The organism is Amycolatopsis rhizosphaerae (assembly GCF_007713715.1).
GTDB lineage: Bacteria > Actinomycetota > Actinomycetes > Mycobacteriales > Pseudonocardiaceae > Amycolatopsis_E > Amycolatopsis_E rhizosphaerae.
This window is the reverse complement of the sequence record NZ_VJWX01000746.1, coordinates 1-2,249: the sequence shown is the minus strand read 5'-3', so window position 1 is coordinate 2,249 and position 2,249 is coordinate 1. Positions and strand designations below refer to the sequence as shown.

The 2,249-nt window shown below is 70.0% G+C and carries 2 protein-coding genes; both read left to right on the top strand.

What is annotated here, in order from left to right:
• Positions 1-802: FAD-binding protein (locus FNH05_RS36340; RefSeq protein WP_144593366.1), on the top strand; the 802-nt coding region annotated here is incomplete at its 5' end.
• Between the two features lie 55 nt (positions 803-857).
• A complete protein-coding gene (locus FNH05_RS36335) occupies positions 858-2,198 on the top strand; it encodes an MFS transporter (RefSeq protein ID WP_144593365.1) in 1,341 nt (446 codons plus the stop codon).
• The last annotated feature ends 51 nt before the right edge of the window (positions 2,199-2,249 follow it).

Below are 2,249 nucleotides of genomic sequence, written 5' to 3'. Positions count from 1 at the left end.
CCACTACCCGGCCGCGCTGCGGGCCGGGGAGGACCTGTTCGTCGTCGCCGCCCCCGGCAGCCGGGGCGATCACCTGCGCTTCGGCGAGCAGGTCGGCGCGGCGGTCGCCGGTGACGGCTGGGGCCTGCTGATGCCCACCGCGTACTTCCAGCGCCTGCACCACTGGCAGTCCGGTTTTCCGCCCCGGTCGCGGATCCACGTCAACTCCCGCGGCCGCCGCTTCATGGACGAGGACGCCTCCTACGCGGTTTCCGGCGGGATCACCGACGCGCAGCAGGGCACCGTGTGGGCGGTGTTCGACGAACGGGCCCGCCGGTCGCTGCCCCCGGGCTACGCGCACTGGGACGCCGAAGCGGTGCTGCGGGAAGCCGAGGCGGGCCGCACCGTCCGCGCCGGTGATCTCGCCGGACTGGCGGAAGGACTCGGTGTGCCGGTGGACGCGCTGACGGCCACCGTGCGCCGGTGGAACGAACAACTGCCGCACGGCCGGGACGAGGAGTTCCAGCGCCACCTGACCCTCGCCGCCAAGGGGGTGACCGGAAACCCGGACCCGATTTCGGAACCGCCGTTCTACGCGGTGCGCATGCTGCCCGCCGAACTGGTCTGCACCCACGCCGGGCTGGAAATCGACCGGCACGCGGCGGTCCGGGACGAGCGCGGCGAGCCGGTTCCCGGGCTGTTCGCGGCGGGGGAGGCCGGAGCCGGGGTGCTCGGGCCCCGCTACGTCGGGGGCGGCAACGCCGTGGCCAACGCCCTCACCATGGGCCGCATCGCCGGCCGCAACGCCGTCCGGCGTGCCTGAAAAGCCGGGTGTGCTCGCTACATCGCAGTGTGAGATCTCAATGACGAGGAGAACGATGGACAGTTCCGCACCCACTGCCGACGGGGACGTCGGCAGCCGCACGATCCGCAAGGTGACCAGGCGGGTGCTGCCCCTGGTCGCGCTGCTGTACGTCGCCAACTACATGGACCGTTCCAACATCAGCTACGCCCAGCTCGGCATGCAGCACGAACTGGCCATCAACACGGCGGTGTTCGGGACCGCGTCGGCGATCTTCTTCCTCGCCTACGTCGTGTTCGAGGTCCCCAGCAACATGATCATGAAACGGGTCGGGGCGCGACTGTGGCTCGCCCGCATCGCGATCAGCTGGGGCATCGTCACCGTGGTCACCGGGTTCGTGCGCGACATCCCGCAGCTCTACATCGCCCGGATCGTGCTCGGGATCGCCGAGGCCGGGCTCTACCCCGGCCTGCTGCTCTACCTCACGCTGTGGTTCCGCGCCAAGGAACGCGGCCGCGCGATCGCGACGCTGGCCATCGCGCAGCCGATCGCGATGGTCATCGGCAGCCTCACCGGCGGTCTCATCCTCGACCACGCACACTGGTTCGGCCTGTCCGGCTGGCGGTGGGTCTTCATCCTGCAGGGGGTGCCCTCGGTGCTGATCGGCGTGATCGTGCTGCTGTACCTGCCGAACACGCCGTCCAGGGCCCGGTTCCTCAAGCCGGAGGAAAGCGCCTGGCTGGAGCGCGAGATCAACGCCGACTACGTGCCGGAGCAGAAGGAGACCTTCTTCGGGCAGTTGCGCGTGATGAAGAACCGGAAGGTCCTCTACCTGGCGTTCGCGAACCTGTTCGCCGCCTGCGGCCTCTACGGGTTCACCTTCTTCCTGCCGCAGATCGTCAAGCAGATGGACCCGTCGTACTCGGCCACCAACATCGGTTTCCTCGGCGTCATCCCGTGGCTGGTCGGCGCGGCAGGCATGCTGCTGGTGGCCCGCAACTCCGACCGGACGGGCGAGCGGCGCGGACACGTGGTGGCGATGATGCTGCTCGCCGCGCTGGGCCTGCTGGGCACCATCCAGTTCCGGCACACCCCGGTGGCCGCGCTGATCTGCCTGTCGCTGGTCGCGATCGGGGTACTCGGCTACCTCGCGCCCTACTGGGCACTGGCGGCACGGGTGCTGTCCAAGGAGTACACCGCGGTCGGGCTGGCCGCGATCAACTCGATCGCCGCGCTGGGCGGGTTCTTCGGGCCGTACGTGGTCGGCAAGAACGCCACCGCGAGCAATGTCACGGTGGGCCTGTACTTCCCGATCGGCTGCCTGGTGCTGTGCGCCGTCATGCTGAGCCTGCTCAAGGTCACCCGTGAGTCCCGCCCGGTCGCCGGCGCGGTACCCGCCCCCACCGAGGCCGGCTGACCGGCTTCATTCTCCGCCACCAGGAACGGCCGTGAGGGACTCCCTCACGGC